This window comes from Knoellia sp. p5-6-4 (genome assembly GCF_029222705.1).
Taxonomy (GTDB): domain Bacteria; phylum Actinomycetota; class Actinomycetes; order Actinomycetales; family Dermatophilaceae; genus Pedococcus_A.
Map to the genome: position 1 here is coordinate 1 of NZ_JARGZF010000001.1, position 14,880 is coordinate 14,880.

Genomic DNA, 14,880 nt, shown 5'->3' on the forward strand with positions numbered 1-14,880 from the left:
GATGGACTCCCGGCGCCGGGTCTTCGACGGCCAGCTGCGCCGCTTCCTCACCCTGCGCGACCAGAGCTGCCGCACCCCGTGGTGCGACGCCCCGATCCGGCACGCCGACCACGTGGTCCCCGACCGGGCCGGCGGCGCCACCAGCGCCCCCAACGGTCAGGGGCTGTGCGCGGCGTGCAACCACGCCAAGGAGGCCCCGGGCTGGTCCGCGGTCGCCACCGCCCGGGCCCGACCGCCGCCGACCCGCACGCACCCCACACCGGGTCCGCACCGGGTCCGCACCACCACCCCCACCGGACACACCTACGACTCCACCGCCCCACCCCTCCTGCCCACACGACCAGCGCCCACCCGGCGTGCTCACGGCCCAGCGCCCGGACGACAACGGCACCCCTGGCACGACAACGTCCTCACCCTCACCTGGGAAGACCGGACTCGAGAGGTTCACGGGCTCGCCGGCGCCTGACGGTCGACGGCGGTCTCAGCCGTGCAGCTGCCAGCCCCGCGCCTGCAGCTCCACGCCGAGCCGCTCCGCCACAGCGGGCAGAACCGAAATCTCGGCGAGCCCGAATGGTTGCCCCAGTCCGTGCTCGAGGTGGAGGTCCTCGAGGTTCACCCCGGCATCGCCGACGTCGTGGAGCAGCCGGGCCAGCTCGCCGGGCCGGTCCGGCACGAGCACCGTGACCACGGCATACGTCGTGGGCGCGGCGCCGTGCTTGCCGGGGATCCGGTCGTGGCCGGTGTTGCCGTGGGCCACGATCCGGGCCAGCACCTCCCGCGCGCCCACCCCATCCCCCTGCTCGAGGTTCTCGAGGGCCCCGAGCACCTCGGTGAGCTCGTCGCGCAGGTCGCTCAGCACCCGCCGCACGGCCGGTGCGTTGCCGGCCAGGATCTGGGTCCACAGCTGCGGGTCGCTGGCGGCGATCCGGGTCACGTCACGGATCCCCTGCCCGGAGAGCCCTGCCGCCGCCTCCGGAATCGACCTCAGCCGGCTGGCCACCAGGCTGGCTGCGACCTGGGGCACGTGCGAGACGACGGCGACGGCCGCATCGTGCTCCTGCGGGCTCATCACGCTCACCGTGCCGCCCGCGTCGACCCCCAGCTGGGTGACCAGCGCGACCGCCCGCTCGCTCGAGCGGTGGTGCGGCACGACGACCCAGGCACGCCCGTCGAACAGGTCTCCGCGGGCGGCGACCGCCCCGGACCGCTCCCGGCCCGCCATGGGGTGCGAGCCGGCATACCGGGCGACATCTCCCCCGGCGGCCTCGACGTCGCGCAGCACGGCGACCTTGACGGAGGCGACGTCGGTGACGACCGCGTCCGGCCACCGGCGCAGCTCCTCGGCCACGACCGCGCCGGCGACGTCCGGGGGCGCGGCGACGACGACCAGCTCCGGGTCCTCGGTGGGGTCGGGCAGCCGCCCTGCCCCCAGGTCGCGGGCCAAGGCCAGGGCAGTCGGCGACGGGTCCGCCAGTGTGACGGTGTGCCCGCGCCGCGACAGCGCGATGCCCAGGCTGGTGCCGATCAGGCCAGTGCCGACGATGCGGACGCGCAGGGTCACGCGCCAGAGGCTACCGACGGCGGTGGCCCGGCGACCTCAGAGTCCAGCAGCCGAGTACAGCTGCCCGACCTCCTGCTTGGTCAGCGCCCTCATCTTGCCCGGCTTGGTGTCACCGAGCCGGATCGGGCCGACCTCTGTGCGCACGAGCGTGAGCACCGGGTGACCCACCGCGTCCATGAGCCGCCGGACGATGTGCTTGCGTCCCTCGTGCAGCACGATCTCGACGAGCGCCTTGCCGGGCATCGAGTCGACGACCTTGAAGGAGTCGACCGACGCCGGGCCGTCCTCGAGCTCCACGCCCTCGCGGAGCTGCTTGCCGAGGTCGCGCGGCACCGGGCCGTGGATCTGGGCGAGGTACTTCTTGGCGACGCCGTACTTCGGGTGCTGGAGCCGGTGCGCGAGGTCACCGTCGTTGGTGAGGATGAGCAGGCCCTCGGTGTCGGCGTCGAGACGGCCCACGTGGAACAGCCGCTCGTTGCGGTTGCCGACGTAGTCGCCGATGTTCAGCCGGCCGAGCTCGTCACTCATGGTCGTGACCACGCCGAGCGGCTTGTTGAAGGCGAAGTAGACGCGCGACTCGTCGAGCTGCACGCGCACGCCGTCGACGTGCACCACCTGGTCCGGGCGGATGCGCACACCGAGCTCGGTGACGACCTGGCCGTCGACCTCGACACGACCCTGCTCGATGAGGTTCTCGCAGACCCGCCGCGAGCCCACGCCGGCGGCGGCCAGCAGCTTCTGCAGCCGCACGCCCTCGGGGTCGTGGACGTCGACCTGCGGGGTGGTCTGCGGGCGCTGGGGCAGCCGGGTCGGCTGGCTCTTCTTGGTCGTGCCCGAGCCGGACCGCTGCGGCTTCCCGCGCCCGCCCGACGGGCGGCCGCCTCCGGACGCACCTCCGCGGCCACCACCGGACGCACCACCGCGGCCGCCCCCTGCAGGCGACCGGCCACGGCCCCCTGCCGCGCCACCTCGGCCGCCGGCACCGCGACCGCCGGCACCGCGACCGCCGGCACCACCTCGGCCAGCACTGCCGCTGCCGGATCCGGCTCCGCCTCGGGACCTGGGGGGCGTCATGAACGGCCCTGTTCTGCGAGCTCGTCGAGCACGTCGACCTCCGGAAGGTAGGGAGCAAGGGCAGGCAGCTCGTCGAGGGTGCCGAGGCCGAGCCGCTGCAGGAAGTAGGGGGTGGTGCCGTAGAGGACGGCGCCGCTCTCCCCCTCGGCGCCAACCTCCTCGATGAGGCCGCGGGTCAGGAGCGTGCGCACGACCCCGTCGACGTTCACCCCGCGCACGGCACTCACCCGTGAGCGGGAGATCGGCTGTCGGTAGGCGATCACGGCGAGCGTCTCCAGCGAGGCCTGGGTGAGCTTGGCCTGCTGGCCGTCGAGGAGGAACTTCTCGACCACCGGCGCGTACTCGGCGCGGCTGTAGACCCGCCAGCCGCCGGCCACACTGCGCAGGGTGAAGCCGCGCTTGGCCTGCGCGTACTCCGCCTCGAGCGCGTGGAGGTGGTCGACCACGTCGTCGACGGGCAGCTCGAGGGCCGAGGCCAGGGCCATCTCGGTGATCGGCTCGTCGACGACCATCATCACGGCCTCGATGGCGCTGCGGGCGCCCCCGGGGAAGTCGTTGATGTCGAAGGCGATCTGCTCTTCCGGCGTCGCCTCGGTCCCCTCCTGCGCCTCGTCGGGTGTGTCTGGCGTGTCAGTCATCGGTGCTCTCCTGCCCCTCGACGGGGCTCTCCTCATCGGGCTGGTCTTCTTCGTCGAACTCGTCGCTGACCTCGATGGCGCCCTCGTCGGAACCGGTCCAGCGCACCGTCAGCTCCCCCAGCGCCTCCGCCTGCTCGAACACGATGGCCGCCTCACGGAACAGCTCGAGCAGCGCCAGGAAGCGCGCGACGATCACCAGCGTGCTGTCGGCGTCGGCCACCAGCGAGCGGAACGAGCAGGCCCGTTCCCGGCGCAGGCGGTGCCCGACGATGGTGGCCTGCTCACGCACGCTGACGGCGGGCGCGTGCAAATGCTCCAAGCCCACGGTCGGCGCCACCTTCGGCGTCATCGCGCGGGCGGCGACCATGGCCAGCTGCTCGGGCGTGATCGTGATGACCAGCTCGGGCAGCAGCTTCGCGAACTGCGGCTCGATCCCCGCCTGGCGGGGCGTCATCCGGCCGGCCGTGGCCATCCGCTCACCGAACGTGCGGGCGATGTCCTTGAACGCGCGGTACTGGAGCAACCGGGCGAACAGCAGGTCGCGCGCCTCGATGAGCGCGAGGTCCTCCTCGTCCTGCGGGCTCATCTGCGGCAGCAGACGGGCCGCCTTGATGTCGAGCAACGTCGCCGCGACGAGCAGGAACTCCGAGGCCTGGCTGAGGTCCCACTCGGTGTTCGACGCCTGCGCCGCCTTGATGTGGGCGATGAACTCGTCGGTGACCTTGGCCAGCGCGATCTCCGTGATGTCGAGCTTGTGCTTGGAGATCAGTCCGAGCAGCAGGTCGAAGGGGCCGGAGAAGACGTCGAGGTGCACCTCGAAGGGGGCGCTGGCGCTGCGGCGGGTCAGCACCCCGCCCGGGGTGACCTGCGCCGCCGGCGCGACCTGCTCGTCGACCGGCCCAGCCTTCTGCTCCTCGACCGGCGCAGCCTCCTGGCTCACGCGGTCAGGCCGCGCCGCCGCGGGCGATGAGCTCACGCGCCAGCTGCCGGTATGCCGCCGCCGCGCCGTGCGTGGATGCGTAGCTCGTGATCGGCTCGGCCGCCAAGGTGGCGTCCGGGAACTTCACCGTGCGGCTGATGACGGTGTGGAACACCTGGTCGCCGAAGTGGTCGACGACGCTGCGCACGACCTCCTTGCTGTGCAGCGTGCGCGAGTCGAACATCGTCGCGAGGATGCCGTCGACCTGCAGGCGCGGGTTCAGGCGGTCGGTGATCTTGTTGATCGTGTCGATGAGCAGCGCCACACCGCGCATGGCGAAGAACTCGCACTCCAGCGGGATGATCACCCCGTGCGCGGCTGTCAGGGCGTTGACGGTGAGCAGGCCCAGCGAGGGCTGGCAGTCGATGAGGATGACGTCGTACTCGTCGAGCACGGGCCGCAGCACCCGGGCCAGGATCTGCTCGCGGGCCACCTCGCCGACGAGCTGCACCTCGGCGGCGGAGAGGTCGATGTTGGCCGGGATGATGTCGAGGTTCTCGGTGCGCGTGCCCTGGATGACGTCGCGCACGTCGTGCCCACGGTCGACGAGCAGGTTGTAGACGGTGACATCGAGCTCGTTGGCGCGGATGCCGAGGCCGACGGAGGCGGCTCCCTGGGGGTCGAAGTCGACCAGCAGCACCCGTCGGCCGACCTCGGCGAGCGCGGCGCCGAGGTTGATGGTGGTCGTCGTCTTGCCGACGCCGCCCTTCTGGTTGCACATCGCGATGATCCGGGCGGGCCCGTGCGAGCTGAGCGGTGCCGGGTCCGGGAAGTCCGGCATCGGACGTCCGGTGGGTCCGACCTGCCCGGCCGCGGCGTGCTCGGTGCCCGGCAGCGTGGCGGTCGCGAGGTCGGAGCGGCGGTCCGCTGTCGTGGTCACCTCAGAATCCACAGGCGTTTCACTCCCGGTGCGCTCGTGCAAGATCGGTCAGCCTCTCGCTGATCGCACAGACCCTATCAGCGAGCACGGGGGTGGCTCTGGGCATAGACCTCGCGGAGGCGTTGCACGGTCACCATCGTGTAGATCTGGGTCGTCGTCACCGAGGCGTGCCCGAGCAGCTCCTGCACCACCCGCACGTCGGCGCCACCGTCGAGAAGATGGGTGGCGAAGGAGTGCCGCAGCGTGTGCGGCGACAGGTGGCCGGACAGCCCGGCCCGCTCGGCGGCTGCCCTCAGCGCGGCCCAGGCACTCTGGCGGGAGAGCCGGCCACCCCGCTGGTTGAGGAAGATCGCGGGCGTCCCCCTGCCTTTCGACGCCAGGGCCGGGCGCCCCCGCACGAGGTAGGCAGACAGCGCCTCGGCGGCATACGAGCCGAGCGGCACGACGCGCTCCTTGCCGCCCTTGCCGAACAGCCGCACCACACCCTCCGCCGCGTCGACGTCGTCGACGTCGAGCCCGACGGCCTCGGAGATGCGCGCCCCGGCGCCGTAGAGCACCTCCAGCAGCGCGCGGTCGCGCAGCGACGCGGGCGTGTCGCCCACGCCGGCCGCCGCCAGCAGGCGCTCGACGTCCTCGACGCTGATGGCCTTGGGCAGCCGGGCGGGTGGCCGCGGAGGGCTCACGGCGCCGGCCGGGTCCTGGGCGGTGTCGCCCTCGAGCACCAGGAACCGGTGGAAGCCGCGCACCGCGACCAGGGTCCGCGCCGCCGACGACGCCGCCAGCGGCGGGTGGTCGGCACTCCCCTCGCGCAGGGTCGCCAGGAAGTCGCTGACGTGTGCCTCGGTCACCGCCGCGGGGTCCGTCACCCCGCGTCCACCGAGGTATGCCGTGTAGCGCGCGAGGTCGCGCCGGTAGGACTTCAGCGTGTTGGCCGACACGCCCCGCTCCACGTCGAGGTGGTTGAGCCATCCGCGCACGGCCCGCTCGACAGCGGTCGCGGCGGTCGTGTCGGTGCTCAGGGCGACGTCCTAGCAGGTGGGCGGCGGGGGCGGGTGGGAGTCTAGACCGGCACCGCGCCCCGACCGCCGAACTTGACGAGAGGCTCGCCCATGAAGCTCTACGCAGACCTGCCCGTGCGCCGCACCAGCCAGATCGTGGCCGACGTCCTGGTCTTCGCCTGGGTCGCGGTGTGGGCCTGGCTCGGACGCGCGGTGCACGACGCGACCCAGCAGCTCGCCGGGCCGGGCCGCACCCTGCAGGGCGCGGGCTCAGGGTTCCGCAGCGAGATGGGCGAGGCCGGACGCGCGGTAAGCGACGTGCCCCTGGTCGGCGACCGCCTGTCTGAGCCGTTCGAGCGGGCCGGCAGTGCCGGCACCACCATCGAGCAGGCCGGCACCGACCTCGTCAACGCGGTCAACGACCTCGCCCTCCTGCTCGGCTGGGTCACCGCGCTCGTGCCGATCACGATCGTCGTGCTCATCTGGGGGCTGCTGCGGCTGCGGTTCAGCCGCCGCGCCACCGCCGCGCAGCGCTTCATCGACAGCTCCGCCGACCTCGACCTCTTCGCTCTGCGGGCGATGGCCACCCAGCCGATGCACCGGCTGGCGCGGATCTCCGACGACCCGACCGGCGCCTGGCGTGCCCGCGACCCGCAGGTCGTCCACGCCCTGGCTCTGCTCGAGCTGCGCGACAGCGGCCTGCGCCCGCCGGCCCTCAGCCCTCGTGCCGCAGGATCCGGGGCCTGAGGTCCTCCACCGGCGGCTGCCACGACTCGGCCAGGGCGTCGACCTGCTCCCCGCTGCGGATGTCCTTGACCTGGTCTCCCCCGCGCTCGGACGCCCCCGGGAACCAGACGTACGGGATCCCGCGCCGCTCGGCATACCGGATCTGCTTGCCGAACTTGGCTGGCTTGGGGGCGACCTCGCACGCGATGCCGCGCGCCCGCAGCGCCGTGGCGACCCGCGTCGAGGTCGGGCGGCCCTCCTCGTCGTTGACCGCGACGAGCACGCACGCGGGCGTCGAGCGACTGGCGCTCAGCAGGCCCTTGCCGAGGAGCAGGCCGAGCAGGCGCGACACGCCGATGGAGATGCCGACCCCGGGATAGGTCGTGCGGCCGTCGGACGCGAGGGCGTCGTAGCGGCCCCCGGAGCAGAACGACCCCCACGACTCGTAGCCCTCGAGCTGGGTCTCGTAGACCGTGCCGGTGTAGTAGTCGAGGCCGCGGGCGATCTTGAGGTCGGCGACGAGCGCACCGGGGGCGTTCTCCATGCCGGTGCGGATCACCCGCGAGAGGGCCTCGAGGCCCTCGTCGAGGGTCGGGTGCTCGACGCCGAGCGCGCGCACCTGCTCGACGAAGCCGAGGTCCTCGCTGCGGATCGCCGCCAGGGCGAGGCACTGCTCGGCCTGCTCGGTGCTGCAGCCCGCCTCCTCGAGCATGGCGCGCACCTTCTCGGGGCCGACCTTGTCGAGCTTGTCGACGATGCGCAGGGTGCCGGTGACGTCGTCGATGCCGATGCCCCGGTAGAAGCCCTCGGGGATCTTGCGGTTGTTGACCTGGATGGTCATCCTCCCGATGGGGAGCTTCTCGAAGATCTCGGCCATCACCAGCGGGATCTCGGCCTCGTAGTGCGGCGAGAGCTCGCCCACGTCGACGACGTCGATGTCGGCCTGGGTGAACTCGCGGTAGCGGCCCTCCTGCGGCCGCTCACCCCGCCAGACCTTCTGGATCTGGTAGCGGCGGAACGGGAACGACAGCTTGCCGGCGTGCTCGAGCACGTAGCGCGCGAAGGGCACCGTGAGGTCGAAGTGCAGGCCGAACTCGACGCCACCGGCGTCCTCGTCCTCGTCACCGGCGAGCCGGGTGACGCCGTAGACCTCCTTGTCGGCGTCGCCCCCCTTGCCGAGGAGGCGGTCGACCGGCTCGACGGCCCGGGTCTCGATCGACGGGTACCCGTGCAGCTCGAACGTCTCGCGGATGACGTCGAGGAAGTGCTGCTCGACGATGCGCTCGGCGGGGAGGTACTCGGGGAAGCCGCTGATCGGGGTGACCTTGGCGGCGCGCGGTGCGGGGGTGTTCACGCAGTCAGTCCTTGCAGGTAGGGGTTGGTCGAGCGCTCGTGCTGCATCGTCGTCGCCTGGCCGTGGCCGGGCAGCACGAGGGTGGTGTCGGGCAGGGGCAGCACCACGTCGCGCAGGGAGCGCTGCATGGCGGCGTGGTCGCCACCGGGAAGGTCGGTGCGGCCGATGGAGCCGGCGAACAGCACGTCGCCGCTCAACACCGTCGAGCGCACGCCCGCGCTCTCCTCGAGGCCGTGGGGCACGGTGCCCAGCGAGAACATCACCGAGCCCTCCGTGTGGCCGGGCGCGTGGAGGACCTCGACGTCCAGGCCGGCGAGGTCCAGGCTCTGCCGGTCCTTGAGGTCGACGACGTTCTCGGGGTCGCGCCAGGTCGCCTTCGCGCCGAACTGCTGCTCCAGCATGCCGATGAGGCCGGGGTTGGCGATGCTGAGCGCGTCGTGCAGCCGGTAGCGGTCGTCGGCGTGGATGTAGGCCGCGGTGTCACCGCCGCAGACCGGCGTCACCGAGTACACGTGGTCGATGTGGCCGTGGGTGAGCAGCACGGCAGCCGGGCGCAGCCGGTGCTCGGCGAGCACCTCGCGCAGGGTCTCCTCGATCCCGATGCCGGGGTCGACGACGAGGCACTCCTCCCCCGCGCCGGGGGCGAGGACGTAGCAGTTGGTGCCGAAGGCGGCAGCCGGGAACCCGATGGTCAACACGGCCTCGAGCCTATCCGCTGCCCTGCTGCCTAGACTGACCGCGGCCGACGAGCACGTCAGGCCGACAGGCCGAAAAGGTCCGACATTCCGCAGGTCCGACATCGAGGAGCAGGGAACCGGTGACGAAGGAGCAGGAGCGCGCACGGGCGCGCCGACGCCAGCAGAAGCTCGACGCACGAGAGGCCCAGCGGGTGCGCGAGCGTGCCCGGAACCGGCAGGTCGTGATCGTCGTGGCCGCGGTCCTCGCCGTGGTCGCACTCTTCGTGTTCCTGTCCACGCAGCTCTCCGACGATGCGGGCGACCCGGCGGCCGAACCCAGTGCTTCGGCGTCGACCAACACTGCGGCCTCCGGCCGCTGCAAGCCCGCACCCGAGGCACCGACCTCGATCACGCCGGTCGACAAGCCCGACGCGGCGCTCGCCGCCGGCAAGACCTTCGAGGCCGTCATCACCACCAACTGCGGTGACATCACCCTCGAGCTCGACGGCGCGAAGGCCCCGCAGACGGTGGCGTCCTTCATGGCGCTCGCGAAGGCCGACTACTGGGCCGACTCCCCCTGCCACCGCCTCACCACGCAGGGCATCTTCGTGCTGCAGTGCGGCGACCCGCTCGGCGGTGCCGGCCCCGGCCCCGGGTACACCTACGGCCTGGAGAACACACCCAAGGACGGCTCCTACCCCACTGGCACGCTCGCCATGGCGCGCACAGCCGACCCGAACAGCAACAGCGGCCAGTTCTTCATCGTCTACGACGACACCGAGCTGCCCACCGAGGGCGGCGGCTACTCCATCTTCGGCACGGTGACGAGCGGTTTGGATATTGTCGAGGAGATCGCCGCAGCAGGCGTGAGCGGAGGCGCCGGCGACGGAGCCCCCGCAACGCCCATCAGCATCCTCAAGGTTGCTGTCACCGAGAAGAAGGCCTGACGTGACTGACCAGACCACACCGGCAGGGGAGCCCACCGAGGCCTCGCAGGCCACCACGCCCGCCGCGCCGGAGGTGGCTGCAGCAGCCAAGCCGGCCCCGCCGAAGCCGAGCGCCATCCGCCCCGGCGCTGCGCCGACCCCGGCCGCCCTGCGCGCGGTGGCGCACCCGCCCGCGGCTGTCGCGTCCCCCGCGCCCGGTCCGGCCGCCGAGACCTTCGGCCGCGTCGACGAGTCCGGCACCGTCTACGTCCGCACCGCCGATGGTGAGCGGGAGGTCGGCTCCTACCCCGGCGCCACGCCCGAGGAGGCCCTGCACTACTTCGCCCGCAAGTTCGACGAGCTGTGGGCCTCCGCCGACCTGCTGCACCAGCGGCTCGCCACGACGGACCTGTCGGCCAAGGACGCGCAGGAGGGGTTGGCCAAGCTGCGTGAGCACATCGGCGAGGCCAAGGTCGTGGGCGACCTCGCCGCGCTCGACGCCAAGGTCGCGGAGATCGAGCAGGCCGTCGCCGCCCGCCGCGAGACCGAGGCTGCCGAGCGCACCCGCGCCCGCGAGACGGCCCGGCAGGAGCGCGAGGCGCTCGTCGTCGAGGCCGAGAGCATCGCCGCCCAGCCGGAGAACCGCATCCAGTGGAAGGCCAGCGGCGCCCGCATGCGCGCCCTCCTCGAGGAGTGGAAGCAGCACCAGCGCACCGGGGCCCGCCTCGACCGCGAGACCGAGACGGCGCTGTGGCAGCGCTTCTCCCACGCGCGCAACAGCTTCGACAAGGCGCGCAGGGTGCACTTCGCCCAGCTCGAGAGCAGCCAGGCCGAGGCGAAGGCCGCCAAGGAGGAGCTGGTCCGCGAGGCCGAGGAGCTCTCGGCCAGCACCGACTGGGGGCCCACCGCCGGCGCCTTCAAGCGCCTGATGGACCGCTGGCGCAAGGCCGGCCGTGCCAGCCGCTCCGACGACGACGCCCTCTGGGAGCGCTTCAAGGCCGCCCAGGACGCGTTCTTCGCCGCCAAGGACCAGGTTGCGGCAGCCGAGGACGAGGAGTTCCGCGGCAACCTCGCCGTGAAGGAGCAGCTGCTCGCCGAGGCACAGTCGATCCTGCCCGTCACCGACATCGATGCCGCCAAGGCCGCACTGCGCTCCATCCAGGAGCGCTGGGACGCCGCCGGCAAGGTGCCCCGCGGCGACGTCGATCGCATGGAGAAGGGCCTGCGCCGCATCGAGAGCGCCGTTCGCGAGGCCGACGACAAGCGCTGGCAGCAGAGCAACCCCGAGGTCGCAGCCCGGGCCCAGAGCATGGTCGACCAGCTCGAGGCGTCCGTCGCAGCGCTGCGCGACGACCTGGCCACGGCAGAGGCCTCGGGTGACGAGCGCAAGGTCGCCGACGCCCGCGCCAAGCTCGAGGCGCAGGAGCAGTGGCTGGCCCAGGCCCGCGCCGGCCTCGACGAGTTCAGCGGCTGACCGGAGCGCCGTGTACGCGCCCACCTTCAACCGGGTCGAGGACGAGGAGCAGGCACGGCGGATGGTGGCCGCCTCCGGCGCCGCCGAGCTCGTCACGGTCGGTGCCGACGGCTACCCCGTCGCGACCCTCCTGCCGGTCCTGTGGCGCGGTGGCACGGTGCTGGCTCACATGGCGCGGGCCAACCCTCACTGGCGCGAGATCGGCGACGGCTCCCCCGCCCTCCTCGTCGCCGCCGGTCCGCAGGCCTACGTCTCGCCGTCGTGGTATGCCGCCAAGGCCGAGCACGGGCGCGTGGTCCCGACGTGGAACTACACGACCGTCCACCTCACCGGCCGGGTGCGGGTCCACCACGACGTCGAGTGGCTGCGGGGCATGGTGACCGCGCTCACCGACGCGCACGAGTCCCACCGCGAGCACCCGTGGGCCGTCACCGACGCGCCGAGCCCCTACGTCGAGGGCCAGCTGCGCGGCATCGTCGGCATCGAGCTCACCGTCGAGCGCGTCGAGGCCAAGGCCAAGCTGAGCCAGAACCGCTCCGATGCCGACCGGGACGGCGTCGTGGCGGGCCTGCGCGCCGAGTCCACGCCGTCGACGACCGCGGTGGCTGACCTGATGGACCAGCCGGACGCCTGAGCCGGAGCTCCTCGACCGACGCGGTCAGCCCTTGGACGCGGTGGCCTTGGTGCCGGTGATCCGGTACACGTCGAAGACGCCGTCGATCTTGCGGACCGCCTTCATGACGTGGTCGAGGTGGCCGGGGTCGCCCATCTCGAAGGTGAACCGCGAGATGGCCACCCGGTCACGCGAGGTCTGCACGGACGCCGAGAGGATGTTGACGTGCTGGTCGGACAGCACGCGGGTGACGTCCGAGAGCAGTCGGTTGCGGTCGAGCGCCTCGACCTGGAGCTGGACGAGGAAGACGCTGGCCGACGACGGCGCCCACTCGACCTCGATCATGCGGTCGGGCTGGGAACGCAGGGACTCGGCGTTGGTGCAGTCGGTGCGGTGCACCGAGACGCCGTTGCCGCGGGTGATGAACCCCATGATCGGGTCGCCCGGCACCGGCGTGCAGCAGCGCGCGAGCTTGACCCACACGTCGGCGGTGCCGACGACAACCACTCCGGGGTCGCCGGTGCGGCGCCGCAGGGAGCGGGTGGGCGTGGTGGCCTCGGCGAGGTCCTCGCTGGCCCCCTCCTCGCCCCCGAGGGAGGCGACGAGCCGGCCCACCACGTGCTGGGCGCTGACATGGCCCTCGCCGACGGCGGCATACAGGGCGTCGATGTCCTGGTAGCGCAGCTCGGAGGCCAGGGCCGTCAGCGACTCGTGCGACATGAGGCGCTGCAGCGGCAGCCCCTCCTTGCGCATCGCCTTGGCGATCGCGTCCTTGCCGGACTCGATCATCTCCTCGCGGCGCTCCTTGGAGAACCACTGGCGGATCTTGTTGCGCGCCCGCGGCGACTTGACGAAGGTCAGCCAGTCGCGGGACGGGCCGGCGCCGTCGGCCTTGGAGGTGAGCACCTCGACGACGTCGCCGTTCTCGAGCGTCGACTCCAGCGGCACCAGGCGACCGTTGACGCGCCCGCCGATGCAGTGGTGGCCGACCTCGGTGTGCACCGCGTAGGCGAAGTCGACCGGGGTCGAGCCGGCCGGCAGCGCCACGACCTCCCCCTTGGGCGTGAAGACGTAGACCTCGCGGGCGCTGATCTCGAAGCGCAGCGAGTCGAGGAACTCGCCGGGGTCGGCGGTCTCCTTCTGCCAGTCGAGCAGCTGCCGCAGCCACGCCATGTCGTTGATGGGACCGGTGGGCTCGCCCTCGGTCGGAACACCCGCGCGCGCCGTCGGGTCCTCCTTGTACTTCCAGTGGGCCGCGACGCCGTACTCCGCCCGGCGGTGCATGGTGTGCGTCCGGATCTGGATCTCGACCGGCTTGCCGCCGGGGCCGATGACCGTCGTGTGCAGCGACTGGTACATGTTGAACTTCGGCATCGCGATGTAGTCCTTGAACCTCCCCGGCAGGGGGTTCCACCGCGCGTGCAGCGCGCCGAGCGCCGCGTAGCAGTCGCGCACCGAGTCGACGAGCACGCGCACCGCGACGAGGTCGTAGATGTCCTCGAAGTCGCGGCCGCGCACGATCATCTTCTGGTACACGGAGTAGTAGTGCTTGGGCCGCCCGGTGACCGTCGCCTTGATCTTCGCGGCCTTCAGGTCGGAGCTGACCTGTTCGCGCACGGTCGCGAGGTACTCCTCGCGGGCGGGTGCACGCTCGGCGACGAGCCGGACGATCTCGTCGTAGACCTTGGGGTAGAGCGTGGCGAACGAGAGGTCCTCGAGCTCCCACTTGATGGTGTTCATGCCGAGGCGGTGGGCCAGCGGCGCGTAGATCTCGAGCGTCTCGCGGGCCTTGCGCTGCGCCGACTCGACGGAGACGTAGCGCCAGGTGCGCGCGTTGTGCAGCCGGTCGGCGAGCTTGATGACGAGGACCCGGATGTCCTTGGCCATCGCGACGACCATCTTGCGCACCGTCTCGGCCTGGGCGGCGTCGCCGTAGGTCACCTTGTCGAGCTTGGTGACCCCGTCGACCAGCATCGCGACCTCGCGGCCGAAGTCCTTCTCGAGCTGCCCGAGCCCGTATGCCGTGTCCTCGACCGTGTCGTGCAGCAGCGCCGCCGCGAGCGTGGACGGGGTCATGCCCAGCTCGGCGAGGATCGTGGCCACCGCGAGGGGATGGGTGATGTAGGCGTCGCCGCTCTTGCGCAGCTGGCCACGGTGGGCGCGCTCGGCGACCTCGTAGGCCCGCTCGATGACGGCCAGGTCGGCCTTGGGGTGCGTCGCCCGCACAGTCTGCAGCAGCGGCTCCAGCACCGGGTTGGCCCCGGGGCCGCGGGTGCCCCCGAACCGGGCGAGCCGGGCCCGCACGCGGGCAGAGGAGGATGCCGGGCTGCTGGGCGTCTGTGCCGCCACGTCCTCACTCATGGACAGAGCCTACGTGATCGTCCCGACTGCCCGGTCTGCCTGTGCTCAGTCGCGACCGACCACGACGGTGGCGTGCACGTCCCGGCCGGCCAGCCGCGAGCGACCGTGCAGGAAGGCCAGCTCGATGACCGCCTCGAACGCGACGACCGTCGCGTCGGAACCCTCGAGCAGCTCGCAGGTGGCGGCTGCCGTGCCCCCCGTGGCGAGCACGTCGTCGATGACGAGAACCCGCTCACCGCCGACGAAGGAGTCCTCGTGGATCTCGATCGTGGCACTGCCGTACTCGAGGTCGTAGGAGACCCCACGGGTCTTCCCCGGCAGCTTGCCCGCCTTGCGCACCGGCACGAAGCCGATGCCGAGCTCGTGGGCCACGGCGGCGCCGAAGATGAAGCCGCGCGCCTCGATGCCGGCGACGAGGTCCACCGTGCCCTGGCGGCGCTCGGCGATGTCGCGCACGACCGCGGAGAACGCCGGACCGTCGGCCAGGAGCGGCGTGACGTCCTTGAAGACCACCCCGGGCTCGGGGAAGTCGGGGATGTCGCGCAGCCTGCTCGAGACCAGCTCGGCAAGGCTCTCCGCCCGGCCCGTGGCCGAATGCGTCGTGTCGGTCACGTCAGCC

The 14,880-nt window shown here is 72.2% G+C and carries 15 protein-coding genes; 5 read left to right on the forward strand and 10 right to left on the reverse strand.

The features are described 5' to 3' along the window. A partial coding sequence (locus P2F65_RS00005; RefSeq protein WP_275802931.1) for an HNH endonuclease signature motif containing protein occupies window positions 1-466 on the forward strand: 466 nt, incomplete at its 5' end. A gap of 15 nt (window positions 467-481) precedes the next feature. On the opposite strand, the gene P2F65_RS00010 is transcribed toward P2F65_RS00005, so the two are convergent. From P2F65_RS00010 to xerD, 6 genes are all read right to left on the reverse strand, one after another. Continuing rightward, window positions 482-1,561 carry a prephenate dehydrogenase gene (locus P2F65_RS00010; RefSeq protein WP_275802933.1) on the reverse strand — a complete coding sequence of 360 codons (1,080 nt, stop codon included), beginning with the start codon at window positions 1,559-1,561 and terminating at the stop codon, window positions 482-484. A gap of 36 nt (window positions 1,562-1,597) precedes the next feature. Further along, a complete protein-coding gene (locus tag P2F65_RS00015; RefSeq protein ID WP_275802935.1) occupies window positions 1,598-2,635 on the reverse strand; it encodes a pseudouridine synthase in 1,038 nt (345 codons plus the stop codon). Further along, window positions 2,632-3,273, reverse strand: coding sequence for an SMC-Scp complex subunit ScpB (gene scpB / locus P2F65_RS00020; protein ID WP_275802937.1), 642 nt, complete (start codon window positions 3,271-3,273; stop codon window positions 2,632-2,634). Before scpB ends, P2F65_RS00015 begins: the two co-directional genes overlap by 4 nt. Beyond that, window positions 3,266-4,123, reverse strand: coding sequence for a ScpA family protein (locus P2F65_RS00025; protein WP_275807166.1), 858 nt, complete (start codon window positions 4,121-4,123; stop codon window positions 3,266-3,268). The genes scpB and P2F65_RS00025 overlap by 8 nt, the downstream gene beginning before the upstream one ends. A gap of 94 nt (window positions 4,124-4,217) precedes the next feature. Beyond that, on the reverse strand, window positions 4,218-5,033 hold the full coding sequence (locus P2F65_RS00030) for an AAA family ATPase (RefSeq protein WP_275807168.1): 816 nt from the start codon (window positions 5,031-5,033) through the stop codon (window positions 4,218-4,220). A gap of 176 nt (window positions 5,034-5,209) precedes the next feature. Further along, entirely contained in the window at window positions 5,210-6,151 is a 942-nt protein-coding gene (xerD, locus tag P2F65_RS00035) for a site-specific tyrosine recombinase XerD (protein WP_275807171.1), read from the reverse strand. Between the two features lie 90 nt (window positions 6,152-6,241). Between xerD and P2F65_RS00040 the strand changes: the two genes are divergently transcribed. Next, window positions 6,242-6,877, forward strand: a complete 636-nt coding sequence (locus tag P2F65_RS00040) for a hypothetical protein (RefSeq protein ID WP_275802940.1) — start codon at window positions 6,242-6,244, stop codon at window positions 6,875-6,877. On the opposite strand, the gene hisS is transcribed toward P2F65_RS00040, so the two are convergent. Continuing rightward, complete coding sequence (gene hisS, locus P2F65_RS00045) at window positions 6,846-8,210, reverse strand: histidine--tRNA ligase (RefSeq protein ID WP_275802942.1); 1,365 nt, start codon at window positions 8,208-8,210, stop codon at window positions 6,846-6,848. The genes P2F65_RS00040 and hisS overlap by 32 nt on opposite strands. Continuing rightward, entirely contained in the window at window positions 8,207-8,908 is a 702-nt protein-coding gene (locus tag P2F65_RS00050; protein WP_275802943.1) for an MBL fold metallo-hydrolase, read from the reverse strand. The genes hisS and P2F65_RS00050 overlap by 4 nt, the downstream gene beginning before the upstream one ends. A 119-nt stretch (window positions 8,909-9,027) precedes the next feature. Between P2F65_RS00050 and P2F65_RS00055 the strand changes: the two genes are divergently transcribed. The 3 genes from P2F65_RS00055 to P2F65_RS00065 are packed head-to-tail and all read left to right on the forward strand — an operon-like array spanning window position 9,028 to window position 11,921. Beyond that, window positions 9,028-9,834, forward strand: a complete 807-nt coding sequence (locus tag P2F65_RS00055; RefSeq protein ID WP_275802945.1) for a peptidylprolyl isomerase — start codon at window positions 9,028-9,030, stop codon at window positions 9,832-9,834. A 1-nt stretch (window position 9,835) separates the two neighbouring features. Continuing rightward, complete coding sequence (locus tag P2F65_RS00060; RefSeq protein ID WP_275802947.1) at window positions 9,836-11,287, forward strand: DUF349 domain-containing protein; 1,452 nt, start codon at window positions 9,836-9,838, stop codon at window positions 11,285-11,287. A gap of 10 nt (window positions 11,288-11,297) precedes the next feature. Continuing rightward, entirely contained in the window at window positions 11,298-11,921 is a 624-nt protein-coding gene (locus tag P2F65_RS00065; RefSeq protein WP_275802949.1) for an FMN-binding negative transcriptional regulator, read from the forward strand. Between the two features lie 24 nt (window positions 11,922-11,945). Here P2F65_RS00065 and P2F65_RS00070 read toward each other — a convergent pair whose 3' ends face one another. Further along, the gene (locus P2F65_RS00070; protein WP_275802951.1) at window positions 11,946-14,261 is read right to left on the reverse strand and encodes a bifunctional (p)ppGpp synthetase/guanosine-3',5'-bis(diphosphate) 3'-pyrophosphohydrolase; all 2,316 of its coding nucleotides are present in this window, start codon (window positions 14,259-14,261) and stop codon (window positions 11,946-11,948) included. A 45-nt stretch (window positions 14,262-14,306) separates the two neighbouring features. Next, window positions 14,307-14,873, reverse strand: coding sequence for an adenine phosphoribosyltransferase (locus P2F65_RS00075; RefSeq protein ID WP_275802952.1), 567 nt, complete (start codon window positions 14,871-14,873; stop codon window positions 14,307-14,309). Window positions 14,874-14,880: the final 7 nt, after the last annotated feature.